The organism is Mycobacterium sp. E1715, from assembly GCF_001667625.1.
Lineage (GTDB): Bacteria > Actinomycetota > Actinomycetes > Mycobacteriales > Mycobacteriaceae > Mycobacterium.
This window is the reverse complement of record NZ_LZJJ01000560.1, coordinates 1-18,483: the sequence shown is the minus strand read 5'-3', so window position 1 is coordinate 18,483 and position 18,483 is coordinate 1. Positions and strand designations below refer to the sequence as shown.

Below are 18,483 nucleotides of genomic sequence, written 5' to 3'. Positions count from 1 at the left end.
ATGGGCGCGATCCACGGCGACAACGACACCGGCCATCGGATCGGCGGTGGCCGTGGTGAACTGGCGATACGCCGCGGACGTGGGTAGCGACCACAGGGTGGCCGTCACCAACTGGGCGCCGCCCAGGATCATCGCCGCCACCAGCCCGGTCGCCTCGTCGAATTGGTAGTCCCCACCCGAGCCGCAGGCGAGCAGGGCCACCCGCGGCGTATCGCCAGTTCACCACGGCCACCGCCGATCCGATGGCCGGTGTCGTTGTCGCCGTGGATCGCGCCCATGGCGCCGACGGGGACGCCGGGTGCGCGGTGAACCGGTGGCAGCGCGAACAGATGCGGCGCTGGCGCGACGGCGATACCACGGCCAGCCCGCTGTATTGGGGCGCCGTCGTCAGCTTCGCGGTGGACGGCGCCCGGTAGCGCTCACAGCGACGCCACCCACGCCGCGTGCACCGCAAGCACATCGTCGGGCAGCGAAAGGCTCTCCCGTGCAGCGGGATCGAAGGCCACCAGGACCACCAGACCGGGCCGCAGCACCGAGAGGTCGAGATCGTCGCCGCACCGGGCCAACTTGCCGATGAACGTCTCACCGGAGACGGCGACCACCTCGATGAAAACCTGTCGCTCGACCGCGCGCACGGTGCCGACCCCGACGGCGCGGTCCCCTCCGCCCCGACGCCGGGCGGACCGGACCCGGTCGACCAGCACTGACAGCTTCTTCATGCCACCAGCGTGCGGCCGGCGGCCGGCTACCGAACCCAAGTTTTCGGCTGCCGCGTTCGACGCGAAGCCCCTATTCTGGGCAGATGAGCGCGGATTCACAGCTGGCCGTCGCGGTCGGCCACCCCCGCCGGTCGGTGATCGACGCGGCGTGGCGGGCGATCGGCCCCGGTGTGGAGGTGCTCAGCAGCGACGACGGCGGCCCGCTGAGCCGCACCGTCAAACGCATCATCGACCCGCTGGTGCTCCGGTTGCGTTCCAACCCGCAGTATTCGGCACCGGTCGTCAACCCGGAGACGGCCGACGCGATGCGTGAGCTGATCGTCGGCAGCGCAGCCGAATTGCGTTCGGCCGCTGCCTGGTTCGAGGTACTCAAGATGGAGCGGCGCCGGCGGCGCATCCGCACCGGAAACGCCCAGGAACTGTACTTCCCGGTGTGCTTCGAGCTCGCGGTGACGAAAGGCCAACCGGCGGCCGAGGATCAAGAGACGGCGGCCGCGGTGCTGGAAGACGTCCACCAGGGTCGCGACCGCACCGCGATCGAGGTGCTGCATCAGTACCTGGCCGACCCCGAGGCGGTGGCCAAGTTGGCCGACCAGCTCGACCGCAGCTGGCGCGACGTGCGGGCGGGCGCCACCGTCACCGGCCCGTTCCTGGCCGAACTCGCCACCGTCCTGGGACCGGCCAACAGCCACCGCACCACGACGGCCCGGCAGCGCGTCTGGTCGGCGATGATCGCCGACGCGACGCCCTACAACCTGGGCGCGCTGGCCCGCGTCGAGGCGGCGCAACTGCCGTGGTCGATAATCGAGCTTGGGCTGAGTTCGGTTGCGCCGCAACAACGACCGCGCGTGGCCGGCGGGGCCGACAGCGACCGGCCGCTCGACCGCAGCGTGGTGGACCGGGTGCGCGCCACCCTGCGCCGCGCCCTGGACCGCGACGCGCTGCCCGACATTCCCCTGCTCTGCGAGGAGGAAGTCGACCGGGCCTGCGCGCCCTGGGGCCTGCTGTCGGAGGACAAACAGGCCACGCTCGTCGCGGGCATCGAGATCGCGACGGAGTTGGCTCCGCTGGACCCGTCCGTCGCCAGCCGCTACGCCCTCGCGGCGCAGATCCAGGCGCGGCTGCGCAAGGAGGCCTACGTGCTGCACGCCCGCCGTTACCTCGCCGAGGGCGGCCCGATCCATCCACGCCAGCGGCAGGTGGTCGACGACCTCGCCGCGTACGCCCAGCCCTACCTGAGCCGGCTGTGGGCGCGGCTGCACGGGCGCGACGTCTGGCAGGAGCCCTGCGACGATGTCGATGACGTGCGGTCGCTGCTCGAGGGGGTCGCGCGGTCGGTGAGTCTGGATCACCGGCAGCGAATCAAGTCGATGCTGGAATTGCAGGTGGCGGGATGAGATTGGTCGCCGATTCCGGTCTGTGGACTACCGGCCCCACCACCGAGACGACTCCGCTGGCCGCGGTGCTCGAGGTCAGCGGCGCGGTGCTGTCGTGGACCCTGGACGACCCCAACGACGCCAAGGCCCACATCACATTCACCGATTTCGGCCGTGCCGACTGGCTCTGGCGGGTGCTCGGCGAATCCGGGCATGTCGCACTCGCTTCCGCGGTGGGCGGGGCGGACGAGCCAAGCAGCATCGACCTCGCCGGAGTGGACATCCTGCCGGGGTCGGTCGGGCCGCTACGCCGGTTGGCCGTGGGCCACTGGCTGCGGCGCTGGTGGCCCGCGAGTCGACAGGACGGCATCGCCGGCCTCGATCGCGCGCTGCTGGACCTCGAGGTCGCGGTGTTGACCGCCGGCGCGCAAGGCTTCTTCGCCGATGACACCCTGGATTCCGACGTCGCCGGCTTGCTGGCGCCGCACGCCACCGCCCTGGCCGCGCATGTCGCGGACGGTGATCCGCGCGCGGTGGATCTGGTGCGAGCCGGCGCCGGCCTGGCCGACGAATTGGGTGTGGACGGCCCCGGCTGGCCCGAACTGTTTGCCGCGCTTGACGATTCGGCTGCGGTGTTGGTCTTTCCGAGCGGCCGCCGCGACGACTACGCGCTGGCCGCCGGCGCGGACGCGGGCAGGCCCTCCACGGCCCCGATCGCCCGCGGCGCCGGGTCAGTCCACTGGGGCGGGGTTCCGCCCGGGATCTTCGACGCCGGCGAGAACACCGTCGACTGGACGATCGAGGCGGCCGGAACCGCGGTCGTCGCCCACGTGCGGGTGGCCGTCATCGGCCCGGACCCAGCCACCGGCATCGGGGTGCGGCTGCGCTCGGGATCGATTTCCGGCACCGGCGCCCTCGACGCCGACGGCCGCGCGGCCCTCCCCCTGGCCGAGGCCGGGCAACGGCCGCTTTCGGAGTCGGCGGCCTGGGATCACGATTGGTCGGCGGCCTCCGTGCTCATCGGGGCCGAGAACGCGGAGTCGGCCGACACCCGCGAGCGGGTGCGCCGGTGGGCGCGGGCGCGGCTGGACCGGCCGGCGGACGACGCCTTTCTCGCCGAGATATTGGCGGCCGAATCCGCCTACTAACCCGGGGCGCGATTCCCTATGCTGAGCGAGTGCCAAACACCTATCGCGTGGTTCAGTGGAACACCGGCAATGTCGGCAAGAGCTCGCTGAAGTCGATAGTCACCAACCCCACCCTGGAGCTGGTGGGTTGCTACGCCTGGTCAGCCGAGAAGGTGGGGCGCGACGCCGGCGACCTCGTCGGCATCGCACCGCTCGGCGTGGCGGCCACCGACGACGCCGATGCACTGCTCGCGCTCAAACCCGACTGCGTGGTCTACAACCCGATGTGGATCGACGTCGACGAGCTGGTCCGCATTCTGTCGGCGGGCGTCAACGTGGTGACCACGGCGTCGTTCATCACGGGGCACAATCTCGGCAACGGCCGCGAGAAGATTTCGGAGGCCTGCGCCAAGGGCGGCTCGACCATCTTCGGGTCCGGCGTCAGCCCGGGCTTCGCCGAGCTACTGGCCATCGTGTCGGCGATGGTGTGCAACCGGATCGACAAGGTCACGGTCAACGAGGCCGCCGACACCACCTTCTATGACTCACCGGAGACCGAGAAGCCGGTCGGCTTCGGCCAGCCGATCGACCACCCGGACCTGCAGGCGATGGCGGAAAAGGGGACGGCGATCTTCGGGGAGGCCGTCCGGCTGGTGGGTGACGCGCTCGGCGTCGAGCTCGACGAGGTGAAGTGCGTCGCCGAGTTCGCCCAGACCACCGCGGACCTCGAGATGACTTCGTGGACCATCCCCGCGGGATGCGTAGCGGGCGTGTACATCAGCTGGCAGGGCATCGTCGGCGACACCACGTTGATCGACTTGAACGTGCGGTGGCGCAAGGGCCAGACGCTCGAGCCCGACTGGAAGATCGAACAAGACGGCTGGGTCATCCAGATCGACGGGCAACCGACGGTGACCACGAAGGTGGGCTTCCTTCCGCCGCCGTACTTTGCGGCTACCACGCTCGAGGAGTTCATGGACCTCGGCCACATCATGACCGCGATGCCCGCGATCAACGCGATCCCGGCCGTCGTCGCCGCGGCGCCGGGCATCGTCACCTACGCCGACCTTCCGCTGACGCTGCCGCGTGGGAACGCCTATGTCAGCATGGAGCGGTGATCGGGGAGCGCATCTTTCGCGTCGCCGGTCTCGCGGTCCCGGTGTGTGCGGCTCTGCTGAGCGGGCCCATCGGCATTCCTTCCGTCGAGGCCGATCCGTGCCCGGCCGTGGAGGTGGTGTTCGCCCGCGGCACGGGACAGTCCTCCGGCGTCGGCCAGGTGGGCCAGGCGTTCATCGACTCCCTGGGTGCGCAGCTCGCCGGGCGGTCGATGGGCGTTTACGCGGTGAACTACCCGGCGACAACGGCTTTCGCGACGAGTGCCCAAGCCGGTGCCGACGACACGGTCGCTCACGTGCAGGACATGATCGCCCGGTGCCCCAACACGCGGTTGGTGCTCGGCGGGTTTTCTCAGGGGGCGGGTGTGATGGACCTGGCCACCAAGGCCCTACCGCCGCAAGCGGCAGACCACGTCGCGGCGATCGCAGTTTTCGGCAACCCGACCAGCCCACTGGCCGGCACCCTCGCCGGTACGGTGTTCCCGCCGATCGGCCCGCCGTACAGCGCCAAGACCATCGACGAGTGCGCCGACGGTGACCCCGCGTGCTCCGGCGGTGGCAACGTGTTGGCGCACGGCTCGTACGTCCAGTCGGGGATGACGGCTCAAGCCGCGAACTTCGTCGCCGCCCGGCTATAGGGCCGCCTTGCGCCGGGCGGCCTTGGCGTAGGCGGCGCCCAGCTGCGGCACCGGCAGCGGACCCTGGTCGCGGGCGGCCAGGATGGCGTTGCGCAGCGGGCGGGCAAGTCCCGCAAAGGATCCCATGTCGAACAGCAGCGGCGTGAGCAACCGGTTGTGCACGAAGCCGAAGGACCCGCCCGCCTCGGGGTCGGCCCAGCCCAGCGTTCCCCCGAGGCCGACATGGCCGAATCCGCGCAGCAAGCCCGGCACCGGCGACTCGTGGTAGCCGAGGTGAAACGGCATGGGCACCACCATGTTCGCGTCGGGCCACTTCCGCCGGGCCTGCCCCGCCAGGCCGCGCGTCAGCTCCTCGGACAGATACTTCTTGCCGTCGATGCGGCCGTCGTTGGCCAGCACGGCATACATCTTCGCCAGCCCGCGGCCGGTTACCACGCCGTTGGCGGCCGGAACCTCACCGTCGAGGAAGGGGGTGTCCCCCTTGATCAGGGAGACGACACCGGGGAAGTACATCGCGCCCAGGGCGCCGGAGAACGGGAGGCCGGCCATCTTGGGGGCGATGAAGTTGAACACCGGGGCGCGCAGCCGGCCCTGCGGAATCAAGATTTCCGCGGCCTGGGTCGGCGAGCCTTCCGGAGGCCGGCCGAGGTGTAAGCCGTCGGTGTTGAGGGGCCGGGCGACCTCCTGGCGGATCAGCTCCCGCATGCCCTTGCCGGTCACCGCCCTGGCCAGCCCGGACAGCAGCCAGCCGTAGGTCAAAGCGTGATAGGCCTGGACGCCCCGCAAGTGGTCGACGGGCGCGGCGGCGAGGCGCTCCTCCATCAGCGCGTGGTCCATCAACTGGGCCTTCGTGACGCCGCGCAGATGCGACAACCCGGAGCGGTGCCGCAGCACGTCACGCACGGTGATCTCTTCCTTACCGTTGGCCGCGAACTCGGGCCAATATTCGGCTACGGGCTCGTCGTACGACAGCAGGCCGCGGTCGGCCAGCCGGTGGATCACGGTCGAGGCGACACCCTTGGTCGCCGAGAACACCATCGCCCCGGTGTCGGCGGTCCAGCGCTGGTTGCCGGCCCGGTCCGACCATCCGGTCCAGACGTCGACCACGGGCACGCCGTCGACATAGACGCTCAGCGCCCCGCCACCGAACCGGCGGCCGGGGAACAGCTGCGCGAACAATTTCACGACGTTGGCGAAGTGTGGATCGGCGGCGCCGGAGACGCCGCGCGGCAGGCCGTCGTCGGTGACCAGAAGCACTGACGGTTTCACGGTGCCGCGCCGCCCCGCTACCACGAGGACGAAGCTATCAGCCGGCCCCGCGCAACGGTCCCGTTTCCGCTAGCTGAGCCCGTCCGGCGGCTCGGGGCCGGGTGGGGGCGCGGTCGGCGAGTCCCGCAGATACCGCCGCAACCGGAGCAGCTGATTGACCACCATGCCGATGCCGAGGAGCATCAGCCCCACGACTATTGCGACCACGATTGCGGCGCTCACGACCTCCATCATGGCAGGGCGGGGTTTCAACCTGTGGCAAAGCGGGGTAGCCACAGCGGCATGAGCAACGAGGACAAGCTGAAGAACAAGATCGAGGACCTGGGCGGCCGCGCCAAGGAGGCCATCGGCAAGGCGACCGGCGACCACGAGACCAGGGACGAGGGCCGGGCGGACCAGGCGAAGTCCAGCCTCAAGGACGCCGGTGAAAAGGTGAAAGACGCGTTCAAGAAGTGATCAGGCGTTCCGGGCTGCGCCGGCTGTCGGTGCTCGCTGGACTGGCGGCACTGGCGGCCGGCGCCCTGGTGGCCAGCGCGCCCAGCCCGTCGGCGTCCGCGGATCCGGCGTGTCCCGACGTGGAGGTGGTATTCGCGCGCGGGTCGGGCGAGCCGCCCGGCGTCGGGGGCATCGGCGGGTCGTTCGTGGACGCGCTGCGTTCGCAGATCGGATCCCGATCGCTCGGCGTGTATGCGGTCAATTACCCTGCGAGCACCGACTTTTCAAATCCGAACTTTCCCCAGACCGTGGTCGACGGCATCCGTGACGCCAGCTCGCACGTCGAGGCCACGGCGAAGAACTGCCCCAACACCCGCGAGGTGCTCGGCGGGTATTCGCAGGGCGCCGCGCTAGCCGGGTATGTGACGTCGGCAGCCGTTCCGGCGGGCGTGCCCGCGTCGGCCGTGCCGCCGCCCATGCCGGCGGACGTCGCCAACCACGTCGCCGCGGTCACCCTGTTCGGGACGCCGTCGGGTGACTTCCTGCAGAAGTACCACGCCCCGCCGCTCGCCATCGGCCCGCTGTATCAGCCGAAGACGCTGGAGCTCTGCGCGCAGGGCGATCCGATATGCGGCAGCGCCGGCGGCGACGGCTTCGCCGCGCACACCTCCTACGGCATGAACGGGATGACGGGCCAAGCCGCCAACTTCGCCTCCAGTCACCTGTAGGCCACCCGGTCCTGCAAAGATTCCACCATGCGCGTTCTGATCACAGGCGGTACGGGATTCGTCGGCGGCTGGACGGCCAAGGCCATAGCCGACGCCGGCCACGACATCCGGTTTCTGGTGCGCACCCCCGCCAAGCTGAAGACTTCGGTGGCGGAGTTGGGTGTCGACGTGTCGGACTATGCCGTCGCCGACATCACGGACCGCATGGCGGTGCGCCAGGCGCTGGACGGCTGCGAAGCCGTCGTGCACAGCGCGGCCCTGGTGGCCACCGACCCGCGCCAGACCGCGCAGATGCTCACCACCAATATGCAGGGGGCCCAGAACGTCTTGGGTCAGGCCGTCGAACTCGGCCTGGACCCGATCGTCCACGTGTCCAGTTTCAGCGCGCTCTTCCATGCGGGCCTGGAAGAGCTGTCGGCGGACCTGCCGGTCGTCGGAGGGGCGGACGGTTACGGGACGTCCAAGGCGCAGGTCGAGATCTATGCCCGCGGTCTGCAGGACGCGGGCGCGCCGGTGAACATCACCTACCCGGGCATGGTCATCGGTCCGCCGGTGGGTGACCAGTTCGGTGAGGCCGGCGAAGGCGTCAGGGCCGCCCTGCAGATGCATGTGATCCCGGGCCGGAGCGGGGCCTGGTTGATCGTCGATGTGCGCGATTTGGCAGCGTTGCACGCGGCGCTCCTCGAACCCGGCCGCGGCCCGCGCCGGTACATGGCGGGCGGCCATCGCGTTCCGGCGGCAGAGTTGGCGAAAATGCTCGGCGAGGTGTCCGGGTCGGCGATGGTCTCGGTTCCGATCCCCGATACCGCCCTGCGCGTCGCCGGCGCGGTGATGGATCGCGCCAGCCGGTTCGTACCCTTCGATACGCCCTTCACGTGGGCCGGGATGCAGTACTACACGCAGATGCCGGCGTCCGACGATTCACCGAGCGAGCGGGAACTCGGCATTACCTACCGGGATCCGCAGGAGACTCTGGCTGACACGTTCGAAGCCCTTCGTGCCGTGAGCTGAGCGGGGCGCCGCGTGCCAGAGCTGAGGGACTAACGGCTGCCATACCGGGGCCCTAGTGCCCTCGTCGGCCGTGGTCCACGGAGAGAACATCGCCGTAATATTCGGGCTTCCGCGCACCCAAGCCGGGTGACGGGACATCCGATCGGAGGTACGGCATGACCAAACCGATTCCGCCGCTGGACCTTTCATGGCTGTTGATCGAGTCGCCCTCCGGCACGACGCACGTCGGCGCGATGCTGTTGTTCAAGAAGCCGGCCGGCCGCGCGCCCATAGTGCGCGAAATCGTGGAGGCGTACCGTGCGTGCACGCCGGCGCCGCCCTTCAACTACATTCCGGAGCTGCTCGGCCGGGGCGCCCCCCGGTTCCGGGAGATGACGCAGTGGGACCCGCACTACCACGTCGGACACCTGGCCCTGCCCGCCGGCTCCTCCTACGACGACCTGCTGCGACTCGTCGCCGATCTGCACGAGCCACAACTCGACCGCGACCGCCCGCTTTTCCGGTGTTGGGTGATCGATGGGGTGCCGGGCGGCATGTTCGCGATCTACACCAAGACTCATCACTCGATCATCGACGGCGAGTCCGGTCTGAGGCTTCTGTATGCCGGGTTGAGCATGACGGGGGAACGCGTCGTCCCCGCACCCGCCTTTGCGCTCGGCGCGCCACCGACCAAACAGCACCCACCGACGCCCGTCACGGCGCGCGTGGTCGATTCGATTCGCGGGGCGATCACGCAGGTCGGGGTGTTGAACCAGCTTTCGGTCGGCGCGCTGCGCAAGGTGCTCGCGAGCCGTTTCCGAACGCATCTCGAGGGCAGCCTGCCGTTTACGGCCCAGCACGCCCCGACCAATGCCCCGTTGCAGATCGGGCGGAGCTTCGCGACGCTTTCCTTGCCGCTGGAAGAGATGCATGAGATCGGCCGGCGGCTCGGGGCGACCCTGAACGACGTGGCGGTGACGGTCGTCGACGGCGGGCTGCACGCCTATCTCCGGGAGACCGGCCGGGACTTCGCGCACCCCTTCATCGCGATGTGTCCGGTGTCGCTGCGCGACGCCGGGGACACGGCGATAGGCACCCGAGTGTCGGCCCTGTTCCCACGCCTCGGAGAGCCGGGGGCGAGCATGGCGGAACGGATCCATCAGGTCGTGGACTCGGTCGCCGTCTGCAAGAAGGAACTCGCCCGCATGTCCAACGAGGCCGCTATGACCTACGCGGTCGGGTTGGTTGCGCTCGCCGGCCTGGGGGCCTCGACGCACCTCGACCGTGTCGCCCGTCCGGCATGCAACCTCGTCATTTCGAACGTGGCGGGGGCCAGGGAGATCCGGTACCTCAACGGTGCGCGCCTGCTCGGCATCTATCCGATTTCCGCCATCGCCGCCTCGATCGGACTCAACGCCACTTTCGCGTCCTATCACGACAGCATGGACTTCGGCTTCGTCGCCAATGCCGCGGCACTCGACGACATGCCCCACCTTTCCCGGTGCACCCGGCGGGCCTACGACGAGTTGAAACAGGCGGCAGGACTGCAACCGGTTGGTCCTAGATCGGCGACCGTGTAGCAGGATCGAAGAATGAAGAGCGTCACGTGCACCAACGCCAAGCTCGACGTGGTCGACGTCCCGGCGCCGACCCCCGCCAAGGGGCAGCTATTGCTCGAGGTGCTCAGGTGTGGCATCTGCGGATCCGACTTGCACGCCCGCCGCCACTGCGACGAGCTCGCCGACGTGATGGCCGAGTCCGGGTACGACGCGTTCATGCGGTCGGATCAGCGCGTCGTGTTCGGTCATGAATTCTGCGGCGAGGTACTCGATTACGGACCCGGCACCCGGAAGGCCCCGCGGCCCGGCACACGGGTCGTGGCCCTGCCGCTGCTGCGGCGCGGCAAAGAGGTACACGGGATCGGACTCTCGACGATGGCGCCCGGCGCCTACGCCGAACAGTTGCTCGTTGAGCGGTCGTTGACGTTCGCCGTCCCCAACGGGCTGTCCCCCGACGTCGCCGCGCTGACCGAGCCGATGGCCGTCGCCTGGCACGCCGTCCGGCGCGGCGAGGTGGGCAAAGGCGACGTCGCGATCGTCATCGGTTGCGGGCCAATCGGTCTCGCGGTGATCTGCATGCTCAAGTCGCACGGTGTACGCACCGTGATCGCGAGCGACTTCTCACCTGGCCGCCGGGCGCTGGCGACGGCCTGCGGGGCAGATATCGTCGTCGACCCCGCACAGGAGTCGCCATATGCCACGGACGCGGGCCGCAAACACCTGCACGGCATCCTGGAGGCGTTCGATCTTGCGGTCGGAACGATCGAACGGCTGCAGCGCCTTCGGCTGCCGTGGTGGCATCTCTGGCGCGCCGCCGAGGCCGCCGGCGCGGCGACGCCCAAGCATCCCGTCATCTTCGAGTGCGTCGGCGTGCCCGGGATTATCGACGGCATCATCGCCGGCGCGCCGCTGTTTTCGCGCGTCGTCGTCGTCGGCGTCTGTATGGGTGCCGACCACATCCGTCCGGCGATGGCGATCAACAAAGAGATAGACCTGCGGTTCGTGCTCGGCTACACGCCGCTCGAGTTCCGCGATACGTTGCATATGCTCGCCGACGGCAAGGTCAACGTCGAGCCGCTGATCACCGGGACGGTCGGGCTGTCGGGCGTCGAGGCCGCGTTCGACGCGCTCGGTGACCCCGAGGCGCACGCGAAGATCCTGATCGATCCCAAGAGCGACGCTAAGCGGCCGGCCTGATTTCCAGGCCGACGTGCACCTTGTCGATGCCGCCCCGCACGATCGAATGGGCATAGAACCACCAGGCGTGATACCAGTACCGTTTGAGCACGGCGTTGTAGACGCGCCGCGTCTCGGACTTCGGCAGGACCCGGGCCACGCCCTCGACCGGTTCGCTCTTCGGCTTGCCGAGCGATCCGCTCCTGGCGATCGTCACCCGCGGCGTGTTGTTGATCCGCTTGACCTTCCAGGAGCCGTCGTCGGTGATGACCAGAAGCTTGTCGCCTTCTGGCACACCCCAGATCGCCGTCGGTTTCGGGCGGCCGTCCTTGGTGAACGTCGTCAGGAGCAGGTACTTGGACTGGATGATGTCCCGGAAGCTGGCGGCCACGCTGTGATCCTTCACTTTCTGAAATGTTCGGTCAAACAGTTCCCCGCCGCTCCATCTTCTAATCATGGGCGTTGTTGATTCCCGGTGACCGCCCAACTTAGGGTCCGGTGATGGCCAGGGACTCGACGACCCGCGACTTGCTCATCGACGCAACGATCCAGATCATGGTCGACGAGGGCTATGCGGCGGCGACTTCGCGCCGGGTGGCGGCAAAGGCCGGCGTGAAACCGGCCCTGGTGCATTACTACTTCCCCACCATGGACGAGCTGTACCTCGACGTGTTCCGCCGCGGCGCGGCGGCCTATCTCGAGCGCCAAGATCAGGCGCTGGCCTCCGACCGTCCCCTGCATGCCCTGTGGCGAACCCTCATCGAGCCGAAGGACGCCCGGCTGCTGCAGGAGTTCATGGGCCTGGCCAACCACCGCAAGGACATTCGGGCCGAGATCGCGGCGTGGTCCGAACGGTGGCGGAGCCGGCAGATCGCCGCACTCAACCACGTTGTCCGCGAGAATGCGCTGGATGTCGCGGAATTCCCGCCCGCCGGCCTCGCGGTTGTTATTGCCGCCGTCGGCCAGACCCTCATCATGGAAGGTTCCCTCGGCGCGACGCGCGGCCACGACGAGGCCATCGCGCTCGTCAGCCGGCTCATCGACCGGTTCGAGGCGCCTGACTCAGGGCAGCACCACCTCTAGCCGCTCCCAACCGCGCACCGTCGAGGTCGGTGCGAGTTTCGCTGTCTCGTAGTCGATTCCCCATTCGGGCCAGCGGTTGAGCATCTCGTCCAGCGCGACTCGGCCCTCGAGACGGGCGAGGTTGGCGCCGAGGCAGTAGTGCACACCCTTCCCGAACGTGATGTGCGAGATGTTGTCCCGCCGGATGTCGTAGCTGTCCGGGTCGGCGTAGCGGCGGGGGTCGCGATTGGCGGCGCCGAAGAGCAGCAGCATGGCGCTGCCCGCCGGAACCGTCGTGCCGTAGCACTCGAAATCCCTGGCCATCCAACGCGCGACGTGCGGTCCCGTCGGTTCGAATCGCAGCGTCTCGTCGACGGTGCGGGTCAACAGCGACCTGTCCTCATAGACCGCGCGGCGCTGGTCGGGATGCTCGGCGAGCACCTTGGCCAGCCAGCCGATCAGCCGGCCGGTCGTCTCGTTGCCGGCGCCGGCGACCACCTGCGTGTAATGCAGCACCTCCTTGCGCGTCAGTTTGCGGTGCACCCCGTCCTCGTCGTCGAACTCGACGTTGAGCAACGTCGTCATCAGGTCATCGGACGGGTTCTTGGACCGCCATTCCACGTAGTCGGCGTAGATCCGGCCGTCAGCGATCGAGTCGGCGTCGGCGACCTTCAACGGAGCGCCCGGCTTGGTTCGCAGGTTGGCGTCGTTCGCGTCGCGCACCGAGACCTGTTCGGATTCCGGGATTCCCAGCAGCATCCCGATCACCCGCATCGGCATCATCGAGGCCAGCTCCGCGATGATGTCGAAGCTCGACGAGCCGACGAGCGGGTCCAGGCACCGCACGCAGTATTGCCGGATCTGGTCCTCGAGTTCGGCCATCCGGCGGGGCGTGAACACGCGAGACATCAGTCCGCGCAACCGTGTGTGTTCGGGCGGATCCTGGAACATCATGACCCCGCCGGGCATCTCGAATTTCGACTGGATCAGCTCGAGGATGTCGCTGCGCCGGTTGGAGAACGCCTCCCAGTTGGCCAGCGCCCGTTCGACGTCGGAATGCCTTGACAGCGCCCAGAAGTCGTAGCGGTCGTTGTAATAGATGGGCGCCTCGTCGCGCAGCCGCGCGTAGGTCGGATACGGATCGGCGATGATGCCGGTGTCGTAAGGGTCGTAGTAGACGGACGTCTCGCTGGTGACGGTCATTCGTTCCTCTATTTCAGGCAGCTGCCGGCATCCACCGGCAGCGCGACGCCGGTGATGTAGCGCGCTTCGTCGGAGGCCAGGAACAGCACGGCGTTGCTGATGTCCTCGGGCGTCACCCAAGGGATGGGCAGGTAGTGGAAGCTCTGGCACACCGGCGCGAGGTCGTCGGGTCCGGGGTTCTCCAGTTCGGGCCGGAAAGCGCGGTACGTGGCCTCGTTCAGCAGAAGGGGCGAGCTCGTGTGAGTCGGGAGGACGGCGTTGACCCTGATCATGTGCTGGCCCAATTCGACTGCGAACGAACGCATCAGGCCGATGACCCCATGTTTGGCCGCGACGTAGTGGCCGACGTGTGGGTAGGCCTTGGCCCCCGCCACCGACGACGTCAGGACGATGGAGCCCCCGCGGCCACCGTTCAGGACGTGCGGAACCCCTGCCTTCACCGTCTTCCAGACGCCGCTGAGGTTGACGTCGATCATCTCCTGCCACAGCGGCTCAGGGGTCTTGTGCAGCTTTCCCGCCGTCGTCCCGATGCCGGCGTTGGCGACTATGACATCGAGGCGTCCCAGCTGTTCGACGCCGCTGTCCACCGCGGCGCGCAGCCCGTCGAAATCGCGGACGTCGACTTCGGCGGTGACGATCCGGCCTCCGGCGTCCTTGACCAAGCCGGCGGTCTCGTCGAGATCCTCGGGGGTGGCGCCCTCCACGGGTGGCGCCTCGAACTTGCGGCAGATGTCGACGGCGATGATGTCCGCGCCTTCGCGCGCGAGCCGGACGGCGTGACTCCTGCCCTGTCCGCGCGCCGCGCCGGTCACGAACGCGACTTTGCCGTCCATCCGGCCCATCGTCACCTCCAAGCGCCGCCTTTTTGGGCGATCGCCCAAATTTGTGGCGCAACCATGTGTAGCAGCAGGCAGATCGGTCAGTCAAGGCGTCCACGAGGGATGATGACCGCGTGACGTACAGCAAGGACACGACGGGGCTGGTGTTGATCGATCCTTACAACGACTTCATCTCCCCGGGCGGCAAGGTCTGGGAGCGCCTGAAAGGCGTCATCGAGGGCAACGGCTGCGTCACCCACATGAAGCGGGTGCTCGACGCGGCCCGCGGGGCGGACATCCGCGTCTTTTATGCGCTGCATCGCCGATACCGCCCCGGCGATTACGAGACGTGGAAACACATCGCGCCGGTGCAGAAGGCGGCGTGGTCACGCAAGACCTTCGAATTCGGCACCTGGGGCGGTGAGCTTCGCACCGGGTTCGAGCCGCAGCCCGGTGACGTCGTCGCCCACGAGCATTGGTGTTCGAGCGGTTTCGCCAACACCGACCTGGACCTGCAGCTCAAGAGGCACGGCGTTCATCGGCTCATCGTCATGGGACTCATCGCCCACACCTGCCTCGAAGCCACGGTTCGCTACGGCGCGGAGCTCGGGTACGAGGTAACGGTGGTGCGCGACGGGACGGCGGACTACTCGGAGGTCGAGATGCGCGCCGCACTCGAGGTCAACATTCCGAACTACGCGACCGCGATCGTGTCCGCGGACGAGGTGATCGCCTCGATCGCGGCCAGTGTTCCGAATCTGTGAAGATTTGCCGCACGGGTGTGAAGGCTTCGTTAAGAACGCGGCACGCGCCGGGCCGGACCGGCACCGTAGAGGCATGACGCTCTTCGAGCTGCTTCCGTCGCTGAGGCACGGGCTGAACCCGCATCTCGATCGCGCGATCTGGCCGCTGAGCGCCTACGTTGACGACCTGGGCCGGCTCTGCGTGGGCGACGTGGCCGCCGACGACCTCGCCGCCGAATTCGGCACGCCCGCGTACGTGGTGGACGAAGAGGATTTCCGGGCCCGGATTCGGGGCTATCGCGCGACACTGCCCGACGCCGAGCTGATCTACGCCGGGAAGGCGCTGTTGAGCGTCGACGTGGCCCGCTGGGCCGCGGACGAAGGGGCCGGCGTGAACGTCGCCTCGGCCGGTGAGCTGGCCACCGCGCTGGCCGCCGACGTCCCCCCGTCGCAGATCATCCTGGATGGGGTGATCACCGCGGCCGAGCTGTGCGACGCGATCGCCGCCGGTGTCGGACGGATCGTCATCGATACGCCCAGCGAGGTCTCACTCCTGGCCTGCCGGGTGCGTCACCGTCAGCGCGTCCTGGTGGGGGTCATCCCCGACGTCGGGGCGATCGACCAGAAATTCGGCTTCGCGCTATCCGGCGGCCAGGCTGCCGGCGCGCTGAGGCGTGTCCTGGATCAGCCGTGGCTGGATTTGGTGGGGCTGCACTGCCGGCTCGGGTCACAGCTCACCGACGCCTCGCTCTACGGTGAGGCGATCCGCCAGATGATCGGTGTGATGGCCGAGGTCCGCGACCGCCATCAGGTCGTGCTCAGTGAACTCAATCTGGGCGGTGGGCATGCAGTCCCGTACCTCCCGGGCGACCCCGAACTCGACGTACGTGCGCTGGGAACCGTCATCGACGGTGCGCTGGAATCGGCTTGTGGCGAGCACGAATTCCCTCGCCCGCGAATTGTGATCGAGCCGGGCCGCGCCATCGCCGCGCGGGCCGGGATGATGCTCTGCCGGGTGATCGCCGTAAAACGTCAGCCCGGAGGGCACACCTTCGTCGCGGTGGACGGCGGGTCGAGTGACATCCACGGCATGGAGCGGCCCGGCGCGAAATACACGGTGGCGCTGGCCAATCGGCACCCTCCAAGCGTCACCGCACCGGTCACCGTCGTCGGCCGGCACGGCGACGGTCGCGAAATCGCCCGCGACGTCGAGCTGCCCGCGGACATCCGCCCGGGAGATCTGCTGGCCGTCGCGTGCACCGGTGCCTACCAGCACTCGATGGTGCCGAGCCACAGCATGGTGGGCCGCCCGCCCCTGGTCGCGGTCTCCGGTGGCAAGTCGCGTGAACTTGTGCGTAGAGAAACCGTCGCCGACCTGCTGGCGCGCGACCGGGGCTGGACCGGTCAGTGATGGTGTCCCGCACGGACCTTCGTGCGCGCCCCGACCGGCTGCGCGTCACGGCGGCGTATACCGTCATGCTGCTCGCCGTCTCGGTCACCCTGTCGGCGCTGGGCGGGCACACCCGCGCCGCGGTGGTAAGGGATATGAGCACCAACCTGCACAACCTGGCGCACGGCAACCTGGGCAGCCTGGTCGGCAGCGCGTTCGTCAGCGACGGCGGCGATGTCTTCCTCTGGCTGCCGGGCCTGGTGTGCCTGCTGGCGCTGGGTGAACTCATCTGGCGCGGGCGAGGTTTGCTGATCACCTTCGCCGTCGGCCACATCGGCGCCACCGTGATCGTCGCGGTGGGGCTGGTGGCCGCGGTGGAAACGGGATGGCTCCCGTTCTCGGTGGCGCGCGCCACCGACGTCGGGATCAGCTACGGCGCGGTGTGCGTGCTGGGCGCCCTGACCGCATCGATACCGGCCCGCTGGCGCCCGGCCTGGATCGGGTGGTGGCTCGGCGTCGCGTTGATGGCGACGCTCGACGCGGATTTCACCGCGTTCGGTCACGTTCTGGCGCTGCTCCTTGGCATGGGGTTGGCGTTTTGGTTGCCGGCCATCGAGCACTGGACGCCCGTGCACGCGACCCTGCTGGCCGTCGGCGCCGCCTTCGGCTATTTCGTGTTGTCGGGATGGTCGTCGTCGGTGGCTCCCGTCGCCGGATTGACGGGTGTCTTGATCGCCTCGCTCCTGGCCGCCAGGGTGATGCGGCCTACCGCTGCTTAGTGATCAACCGGTCACCGTTTCGACCTGGTAGCGGCTCGCCGTCCAGGGCGGGGAATCGGGCGCGGGCGTAAGGGTGATGGTCAGTTGCGCCTTGCCGGCAGTCACCGGTGGCGGCAAGAGGTAGGTGTCGTCGAGCCAGCGGTGAATACCGTTGTTCCGCGGCTGAAGCCAGGTCCCGACGGGGACGCCGTCGACCGCGACGTCCGCGCGTTGGAATCCGTTCGCTTGGTCGGATGTGCGACGCAGCAGGATGCCTCGGTTGTCCGGGTCGGTTTCGACGTGGAACGTGATCGCGGCCGCGGTGGCGCGCACCGACCCGATGACCGGACGGGTGTCTTCGCTGCCCTCGTATTCGCTGACCAGTAGTTGATCGGCGGCGTCGGCGTCAGCGTAGCCGTGCAGCAGTCGGCTGACCGGATCGCTGGGTCGGACATCGTCCCCGGCGGTCAGGGCGTCGTTGGGTTGCGTGTAAAGGAAAGCGGTTGAGCTGTAATCGGGTTGGACCATGTTCCGCTTGCCGTGCTCGATGCCGAAGCGGATCGCGGAGTGGTAGTCGACGGCGTCGGCCAACATGAGCCGGTAGACGGCGACGCAATAGTCGGCGCAGCCGCCGGCCACCGTGCGTTGGTCGGGTTGACCCGTGAGCGGGTCACTGAATCGAGTGCCGTCCTTGAAATACCAGCCGCCCTCGTAAAGGTCCTCGGTGCCGGTGCCGTACCACTGGGGCGACGCGGCACCGTCGGTGTAGACACGCTCCGCCCCTTCGAGGAAGTATGGGGCGCTGTCACTGAACGCGGTTTTGATTCGGGAACCGCGAATGGTGTGGCTGACGCCGACGAACTTCCCGTGGCCCTGTTCGTCGGCGAACAACCAGTCCTGGCCGAAGGTGGTCGGCGCGGCGTGGGAGCGGGCGGTGAAGTAGCCGGCGCGTCCGCCCGCCAACGCGGACTCCCACTCGGGGTCGGGCTCGGTTGCCACGTCGCTGCCGATTTTGGCCACGGGGTCGCCGGTGGTGTTCACGAGCGTGATGCGAGCCGCATGCGCGAATGGCATCGGCCACCACGCGGACAGCGACAGCGATCCCCCGGGTTGCGGAACCGCGGAGAACATCAGCGACCGTACCGTCACGGCGCCCAACCCGGCCCCGAAGAACTCCCCGAGCGGGGAGTCGACCATGGTCCGGCCATCGAATTCCATCTGCAGCCGCACGCCGTTCAGGAGCTGATCGGTCGGTTCCGGCAGCTGCAGTTGCAACGCCGAGATGCTACCCGGGCCTGCAGATTCCGCGATGGTCGCCGCGGCACCGGGGAGAAGATCGACAACCCGGTTGTCGTGAACCGGACTCGCCGCCGAGGG

Annotated in this window: 20 protein-coding genes and 2 pseudogenes; 14 read left to right on the top strand and 8 right to left on the bottom strand. The window is 68.6% G+C overall.

Annotated elements, in window-relative coordinates:
* A pseudogene (locus tag A9X03_RS27455) lies at nucleotides 1-207 on the bottom strand (CHAT domain-containing protein); the annotation flags it as partial.
* Between A9X03_RS27455 and A9X03_RS28905 the strand changes: the two are divergent.
* Nucleotides 204-416 (top strand): annotated as a pseudogene (locus tag A9X03_RS28905) (CHAT domain-containing protein); the annotation flags it as partial. The pseudogenes A9X03_RS27455 and A9X03_RS28905 overlap by 4 nt on opposite strands.
* A 3-nt stretch (nucleotides 417-419) precedes the next feature.
* On the opposite strand, the gene A9X03_RS27450 reads toward A9X03_RS28905, so the two are convergent.
* Nucleotides 420-758 carry a hypothetical protein gene (locus A9X03_RS27450; RefSeq protein WP_067783072.1) on the bottom strand — a complete coding sequence of 113 codons (339 nt, stop codon included), beginning with the start codon at nucleotides 756-758 and terminating at the stop codon, nucleotides 420-422.
* 44 nt (nucleotides 759-802) lie between these two features.
* On the opposite strand from A9X03_RS27450, the gene A9X03_RS27445 reads away from it, so the two are divergent.
* Genes A9X03_RS27445 through A9X03_RS27430 form a run of 4 tightly spaced genes read left to right on the top strand, consistent with a single transcriptional unit; the run spans nucleotide 803 to nucleotide 4,975 of the window.
* The gene (locus A9X03_RS27445) at nucleotides 803-2,116 is read left to right on the top strand and encodes a hypothetical protein (protein ID WP_067783073.1); all 1,314 of its coding nucleotides are present in this window, start codon (nucleotides 803-805) and stop codon (nucleotides 2,114-2,116) included.
* Nucleotides 2,113-3,243: a hypothetical protein gene (locus A9X03_RS27440; RefSeq protein WP_067783074.1), complete on the top strand. Its 1,131-nt coding sequence runs from the start codon at nucleotides 2,113-2,115 to the stop codon at nucleotides 3,241-3,243. The genes A9X03_RS27445 and A9X03_RS27440 overlap by 4 nt, the downstream gene beginning before the upstream one ends.
* A gap of 29 nt (nucleotides 3,244-3,272) precedes the next feature.
* Nucleotides 3,273-4,340, top strand: coding sequence for a dihydrodipicolinate reductase (locus A9X03_RS27435; RefSeq protein WP_067747219.1), 1,068 nt, complete (start codon nucleotides 3,273-3,275; stop codon nucleotides 4,338-4,340).
* On the top strand, nucleotides 4,337-4,975 hold the full coding sequence (locus A9X03_RS27430) for a cutinase family protein (protein WP_067783077.1): 639 nt from the start codon (nucleotides 4,337-4,339) through the stop codon (nucleotides 4,973-4,975). Before A9X03_RS27435 ends, A9X03_RS27430 begins: the two co-directional genes overlap by 4 nt.
* Here the strand turns inward: A9X03_RS27430 and A9X03_RS27425 are convergent.
* Together A9X03_RS27425 and A9X03_RS29975 are read right to left on the bottom strand one after the other, a co-directional pair.
* On the bottom strand, nucleotides 4,970-6,244 hold the full coding sequence (locus A9X03_RS27425; protein WP_067747218.1) for a serine hydrolase domain-containing protein: 1,275 nt from the start codon (nucleotides 6,242-6,244) through the stop codon (nucleotides 4,970-4,972). The two genes, A9X03_RS27430 and A9X03_RS27425, sit on opposite strands and share 6 nt — an antisense overlap.
* A 69-nt stretch (nucleotides 6,245-6,313) precedes the next feature.
* Nucleotides 6,314-6,466, bottom strand: a complete 153-nt coding sequence (locus tag A9X03_RS29975; RefSeq protein ID WP_197499110.1) for a hypothetical protein — start codon at nucleotides 6,464-6,466, stop codon at nucleotides 6,314-6,316.
* Nucleotides 6,467-6,526: 60 nt separating this feature from the next.
* Here A9X03_RS29975 and A9X03_RS27420 point away from each other — a divergent pair, with 60 nt between their 5' ends.
* From A9X03_RS27420 to A9X03_RS27400, 5 genes are all read left to right on the top strand, one after another.
* On the top strand, nucleotides 6,527-6,700 hold the full coding sequence (locus A9X03_RS27420) for a CsbD family protein (RefSeq protein WP_055403166.1): 174 nt from the start codon (nucleotides 6,527-6,529) through the stop codon (nucleotides 6,698-6,700).
* Entirely contained in the window at nucleotides 6,700-7,407 is a 708-nt protein-coding gene (locus tag A9X03_RS27415) for a cutinase family protein (protein ID WP_369807373.1), read from the top strand. Before A9X03_RS27420 ends, A9X03_RS27415 begins: the two co-directional genes overlap by 1 nt.
* 27 nt (nucleotides 7,408-7,434) lie before the next feature.
* The gene (locus tag A9X03_RS27410; RefSeq protein ID WP_067747214.1) at nucleotides 7,435-8,418 is read left to right on the top strand and encodes an NAD-dependent epimerase/dehydratase family protein; all 984 of its coding nucleotides are present in this window, start codon (nucleotides 7,435-7,437) and stop codon (nucleotides 8,416-8,418) included.
* A 155-nt stretch (nucleotides 8,419-8,573) separates the two neighbouring features.
* Nucleotides 8,574-9,977: a wax ester/triacylglycerol synthase family O-acyltransferase gene (locus A9X03_RS27405; protein WP_067747212.1), complete on the top strand. Its 1,404-nt coding sequence runs from the start codon at nucleotides 8,574-8,576 to the stop codon at nucleotides 9,975-9,977.
* A gap of 12 nt (nucleotides 9,978-9,989) precedes the next feature.
* Nucleotides 9,990-11,153: a zinc-binding dehydrogenase gene (locus A9X03_RS27400; protein ID WP_067747210.1), complete on the top strand. Its 1,164-nt coding sequence runs from the start codon at nucleotides 9,990-9,992 to the stop codon at nucleotides 11,151-11,153.
* On the opposite strand, the gene A9X03_RS27395 is transcribed toward A9X03_RS27400, so the two are convergent.
* On the bottom strand, nucleotides 11,137-11,523 hold the full coding sequence (locus tag A9X03_RS27395; protein ID WP_067747251.1) for a PPOX class F420-dependent oxidoreductase: 387 nt from the start codon (nucleotides 11,521-11,523) through the stop codon (nucleotides 11,137-11,139). The genes A9X03_RS27400 and A9X03_RS27395 overlap by 17 nt on opposite strands.
* Nucleotides 11,524-11,633: 110 nt before the next feature.
* Between A9X03_RS27395 and A9X03_RS27390 the strand changes: the two genes are divergently transcribed.
* Nucleotides 11,634-12,215, top strand: a complete 582-nt coding sequence (locus A9X03_RS27390) for a TetR/AcrR family transcriptional regulator (protein ID WP_067747208.1) — start codon at nucleotides 11,634-11,636, stop codon at nucleotides 12,213-12,215.
* Here A9X03_RS27390 and A9X03_RS27385 read toward each other — a convergent pair.
* Both A9X03_RS27385 and A9X03_RS27380 read right to left on the bottom strand, forming a co-directional pair.
* Nucleotides 12,195-13,397, bottom strand: a complete 1,203-nt coding sequence (locus A9X03_RS27385; RefSeq protein WP_067747206.1) for a cytochrome P450 — start codon at nucleotides 13,395-13,397, stop codon at nucleotides 12,195-12,197. The genes A9X03_RS27390 and A9X03_RS27385 overlap by 21 nt on opposite strands.
* Nucleotides 13,398-13,405: 8 nt before the next feature.
* The gene (locus A9X03_RS27380) at nucleotides 13,406-14,239 is read right to left on the bottom strand and encodes a mycofactocin-coupled SDR family oxidoreductase (protein ID WP_068263932.1); all 834 of its coding nucleotides are present in this window, start codon (nucleotides 14,237-14,239) and stop codon (nucleotides 13,406-13,408) included.
* Nucleotides 14,240-14,349: 110 nt separating this feature from the next.
* Between A9X03_RS27380 and A9X03_RS27375 the strand changes: the two genes are divergently transcribed.
* The 3 genes from A9X03_RS27375 (at nucleotide 14,350) to A9X03_RS27365 (ending at nucleotide 17,127) form a co-directional block, all read left to right on the top strand.
* Nucleotides 14,350-14,979 carry a cysteine hydrolase family protein gene (locus A9X03_RS27375; RefSeq protein WP_067747204.1) on the top strand — a complete coding sequence of 210 codons (630 nt, stop codon included), beginning with the start codon at nucleotides 14,350-14,352 and terminating at the stop codon, nucleotides 14,977-14,979.
* A gap of 73 nt (nucleotides 14,980-15,052) precedes the next feature.
* Nucleotides 15,053-16,369, top strand: a complete 1,317-nt coding sequence (locus tag A9X03_RS27370; protein ID WP_067783080.1) for a diaminopimelate decarboxylase — start codon at nucleotides 15,053-15,055, stop codon at nucleotides 16,367-16,369.
* Entirely contained in the window at nucleotides 16,369-17,127 is a 759-nt protein-coding gene (locus A9X03_RS27365) for a rhomboid-like protein (protein WP_067747247.1), read from the top strand. Before A9X03_RS27370 ends, A9X03_RS27365 begins: the two co-directional genes overlap by 1 nt.
* A 3-nt stretch (nucleotides 17,128-17,130) precedes the next feature.
* Here the strand turns inward: A9X03_RS27365 and A9X03_RS27360 are convergent.
* The coding region (locus tag A9X03_RS27360; RefSeq protein WP_068263930.1) for a glycoside hydrolase family 172 protein at nucleotides 17,131-18,483 on the bottom strand (1,353 nt) is incomplete at its 5' end.